This window comes from Cyanobacteriota bacterium (assembly GCA_025054735.1).
Lineage (GTDB): Bacteria > Cyanobacteriota > Cyanobacteriia > SKYG9 > SKYG9 > SKYG9.
In genome coordinates this window covers 1-4520 of the sequence record JANWZG010000337.1, presented here as the reverse complement: position 1 = coordinate 4520, position 4520 = coordinate 1, and the positions used below count along the sequence as shown (strand labels likewise).

The 4520-nt window shown below is 50.1% G+C and carries 3 protein-coding genes; 2 read left to right on the top strand and 1 reads right to left on the bottom strand.

Going from position 1 to position 4520, the window contains the following annotated elements; genetic code table 11:
* Both NZ772_14495 and NZ772_14490 read left to right on the top strand, forming a co-directional pair.
* Positions 1-447: phosphodiester glycosidase family protein (locus tag NZ772_14495; GenBank protein MCS6814760.1), on the top strand; the 447-nt coding region annotated here is incomplete at its 5' end.
* Complete coding sequence (locus NZ772_14490) at positions 428-850, top strand: phosphodiester glycosidase family protein (protein ID MCS6814759.1); 423 nt, start codon at positions 428-430, stop codon at positions 848-850. The genes NZ772_14495 and NZ772_14490, both read left to right, overlap by 20 nt.
* 5 nt (positions 851-855) lie before the next feature.
* Here NZ772_14490 and NZ772_14485 read toward each other — a convergent pair.
* Positions 856-4520, bottom strand: a 3665-nt coding sequence (locus NZ772_14485) for an NB-ARC domain-containing protein (protein MCS6814758.1), incomplete at its 5' end; no start/stop codon positions are given.

Below are 4520 nucleotides of genomic sequence, written 5' to 3'. Positions count from 1 at the left end.
GTTGCTGCTCCATTCCTCTTCTATGCTGGGCTAGTATTTCAGCGACCCAGCCAAACAATTTCTCAAACGCCCCTGTTCCAAGGCATTACCTATCAGCCGGAATATCACAGCGTTCCACAACACCACTGGTTGCACATTGTAACCGTAGACTTGGCAACTCCTGGACTCAGGGTATTGGTCACACCTGGAAACTCTAGTCTGGATAACCACGAGATTCTCGCTCGCACTACTTCGGAGTTTCTTGAAGAGTTTGGGCTGCAACTGGCGGTGAATGGCAGCTACTTCTTCCCCATCCGGGAAAATACTCCCTGGGACTACTACCCCCACAGCGGTGATCCCATCGGCATTGTAGGGCAGGCTATCTCCAATGGCGTTACTTATTCCCCAGTTGAATCTGGCTGGCCAACCATTTGTTTTTTACTAGGCCGTGCGGGAAATTTACCCTAGCGGGCGTTGTCCTAGGGAAACTCAACAGGCGATCGCAGGCAACACAATCCTAGTGGCAGCCGGAGAACCAGTCTCCCCTAGTCAACCCCATTTTGCAGATCATCAACCCTATCCTCGCACTGTCGTAGCTCTAGACAAGACAGGACGACAGTTGTGGCTTGTGCTTGCGGATGGCAAACAACTGAGCTATAGCAAGGGGGTCACTCTCCAGGAATTGGTGGCCATTTTGCAGCGTCTAGGGGTCTACACGGCGCTGAATTTGGATGGTGGTGGTTCCACAACTCTGGTTATGGCTACCCCTACTAGTAGCGCCAAAACTCTAAATGCTCCTATCCAAACTCGTGTTCCCATGCGCCAGCGCCCGATCGCCACTCACTTGGGCTTCTATGCGTTGCCACTGTAAGCGGTCTATGGCCCACTGTTTTCCACTGCGCCTAAGGCTTTTAGGGTAGACTTCTGGGCCTCAGTCAAACCTTTGACCCCGGTAATGTTCATGCCTTCATAGGGACGTTTGGCTCTCAGGTAGGTCACTGCTTGGGTGGTGTGCAAATTCCACAGGCGGATGGTACCATCTCGGCTGCCACTGACTAGGGCAGTGCCATCAGCACTGAGGGAGATCGATCGCACTGAGTCCTCATGCCCCAATAGGCTATCCAGCCGTTGATCGGTCTCAATAATGCGACGCTCGATCGCCTTGTCTTCAGTCGCACATATTAATTGTGTACTGTCAGGGCTAAACACCAGGGAACGGATGCGGTTGTTGAATCTTAGTGTCTTCAAACATTGAGCGCTGGCAACGTCCCAGATTTTGACCGTACGATCGCCACCACCGCTGGCAAGGAGTTGGCTATCAGAACTGAACACCACTGATCGCACCCAATCAGTGTGTTCTTTTAGGACATGCACACACTTATAGGTTTTGAGATTCCAAATCCTGACGGTGTAATCAGCGCTACCACTAGCTAGCCACTGACCATCCGGGCTAAAGGCTACAGTCCACACCCAATCGCCATGCTCTGCCAACGTGGTGAGCAATTTACCAGTAGCTGTTGCCCACAGTCGGATTGTTCTGTCGTCACTGCCGCTCGCCAACACGTTACTGTCTGGGCTGAATCCCACTGCTCGCACCCAATTGGTGTGACCATGCAAAATATCTAAGCATCGCCAGGTGTTGACATCCCATATTCGCACGGTCTGATCATCACTACCGCTGGCTAGTATCTGTCGATCGGGGCTAACTGCCACCGCACCCACACGACTAGTGTGGCCATGCAGTTCTTGCAAACATTCCCCGGTTGAGAAGTCCCAAACTCTAACGAGTTGATCATCGCCGCCACTGGCAGCCCATTGAGTTGCAGGAGATTTCAAGTCAAACCCAGGGAAAATAGTAACCGATCGGGGACTATTACTGTACCCCTGAAGAGTGCGTCGGCATTCTAGCTTGTCTATATCCCAGATGCGGACTGTTTGGTCATCACTGCCACTAGCAACAATGCCCCCTGGCTCATCACTAGAGAGGGGATAACCAAAGGCTACAGACCAAACCCGACTGCTATGTCCCTCTAGAATTTTGACACAAGTCTCAAGGGCAATGTCCCATAGGCGCACGGTCTGGTCATCGCTACCACTTGCTAACAACTCACTGTTAGGACTAAAATCCACTGACCAAACTTTACCGTTGTGTCCTGTCAGTGTTTTTAGCACTTGCCAAGTCGTGGTATCCCATAGCTGGATGGTTTGGTCACTACTACCGCTAGCCAAGAGTTTGCCATCAGGGCTGAACTTGACCGATCGCACCGTGCGATCGTGCCCCTTGAGAACGCGCAAACATTTACCCGTAGCCATATCCCAAATCCGAATAGTTTGGTCACCGCTGCCACTAACCAAGTAGCGATGGTCAGGACTAAAGTCTAGAGATTGCACCCAACTCGTGTGTCCGGGCAACTCTCTGATGCACTCACCATCGTCCATATCCCACAGCCTAATCGTCTTGTCATTGCTACCACTAGCAATCATGCCTCGCGACCCATCTGTTGCTATGGGTACATGATCAGCTACGGCAACGGTGCGAACAGCATCGGCGTGCCCTCGAAAGATTTGTAAGCACTGGAGTTTATCTGTATCCCAGAGTTTTACCGTGCCATCGTCACTGCCACTGACTAGCCGTCGTCCCCCTTGGCTAAAGCGCAGAGAGCGCACCCACCCATCGTGGCCAGCCAAGAGCGATCGCTGCTCTCCATCAATAATTTGCCAAATCCGAATCTCTCCTTTGGTGTCGCCAGTCGCTAGCCAGTGATAGGTTGGACTAATGGCAACAGTCAAAATGCTGCCAAAGGTTTCGATAAAGGCTGATTTCGCTAGGTTTGAGTTTGCGAAGTTAACATTATGCAAGTTTACCCCTTTCAGATAGGCTTGCCGAATCGTCAAGTTAGAGAAATCGTACTGGCTAAGATCGGAGGTTAACTGCCGGAGTAAGTTAAAGATATTACCCCCTGCATAGCCCGTTTCTAGTAATGATTTACCTCGCAATTGGTCAAGCATGGCCCGGAGCCGGTCTTGAATTTCTTGTTTGCTACCAAGGGTAATCTCCAACTGATTGAGGATAGGGTTTAAAATTTCTTGAGTTTGCTTTTCTCGTACATAGTCCTTGGCTTGGGCCTTAATCAGAGCGTGGCTGTTGAATAGAGGCCATACCTTCGGTTTTTCACCTGTAGGCGCATCTGTGAGCGTTGTCAAGCTAGTCCTGATCTCATTACAGATCTCATTACAGATAGTGCCCACGAACCGCCCTGTCACATACTCCATCACGGCTGGGTGGAGAGAGAAAACAGTAGTGTTGCCAATCAACGATCGCCGAGTGAGGGACTCCAAGATCTCTAGCAACGCTGACTGGTCAGTTGGCGGCAATATATCTCGCTGCAATTCAGTCAGTGACACCTGTTCTCCTCGACTGATAGCCAACCAATACAGCACTCGCTTTTCTTTATCAGAGAGTCGAGCAAACTGATTATCCAGCAAATTACGCAGACCACTGTAAAGAATAGTACTTTGCTGTAAAAACCGCTTCACATCTCCATCAAATAACTCTTGAATGGTTGTGGCTACAATCCTTAGGGCTAATGGATTGCCAATGTAACGATTAATCAATTGTTTACGATCGTCATCGGTAGCCTTCAGTCCCTTAGCATCCAAAATTTCTTTGGCTTCATCATTCGTCAAGCCCTTCAGAGGCAGCGATCGCACGGGCAATGTTTCATCCTGATATAGTGCTATCTCCCGCAGTTTTTCTTGGCTCGTCAACATTAGGCAACTCTGATGCTTAGGGTCACCAGGTCGCCCTACACCAATGCGAGTGAATAAATCACCATAATCTTTGTAGCGGTCTTGATAGTAGCCTGTGAGCTGATCAGACTGCAAAATGGTTTCAACATTATCCAAAATTAGCAAACATCGACGCTGGCTTAAGCACTCCAGCAACCGCGAGATTCTATCGTCAGTCCTCTCTGGCAATGGTGACTCTTGAGTGTCGCTGAGAATCGATAACCAGTCTTCTAGCAGCTTTGACAGTTGGAGGGGGTTGAACAGCGATCGCCAAATCACCACTTCAAAATGATGTTTAATCCGTTCTGCCAGTTTCAGGGCGAGGGCCGTTTTGCCTATGCCGCCCATGCCAACTAAGGCCACTAGCCGACAACCGTCTGATACAATCCACTGCTCCAAACAGCACAACTCATCCTCACGTCCATAAAACACTTCCAAGGCTGGCGCACTACCCCAATCTTCTACACTTGGGCGTTTTTCTGCTATCTTTTGGCTTTCTCGGTGAGGCTGTAAACGGCACAGAATTTGATGCAACTCTGCTAGCTTGCCACGACTGCTCCCTGGCACTGCAAATTTCTTGTACACCTCACCCAGCCGTTTGCGCACGGCTGCTGAGCTAATCCCCAAGCTTTTTGCCATCTCCTCAGTGGAATGGCCATCTAACGCCAACACCAATACTGCTCGCTCTGCTTCAGACACGCCGCGCTGACTGGTTATCGTTTCCAAAATATCCAGCGGAATTTTGGGTTCTA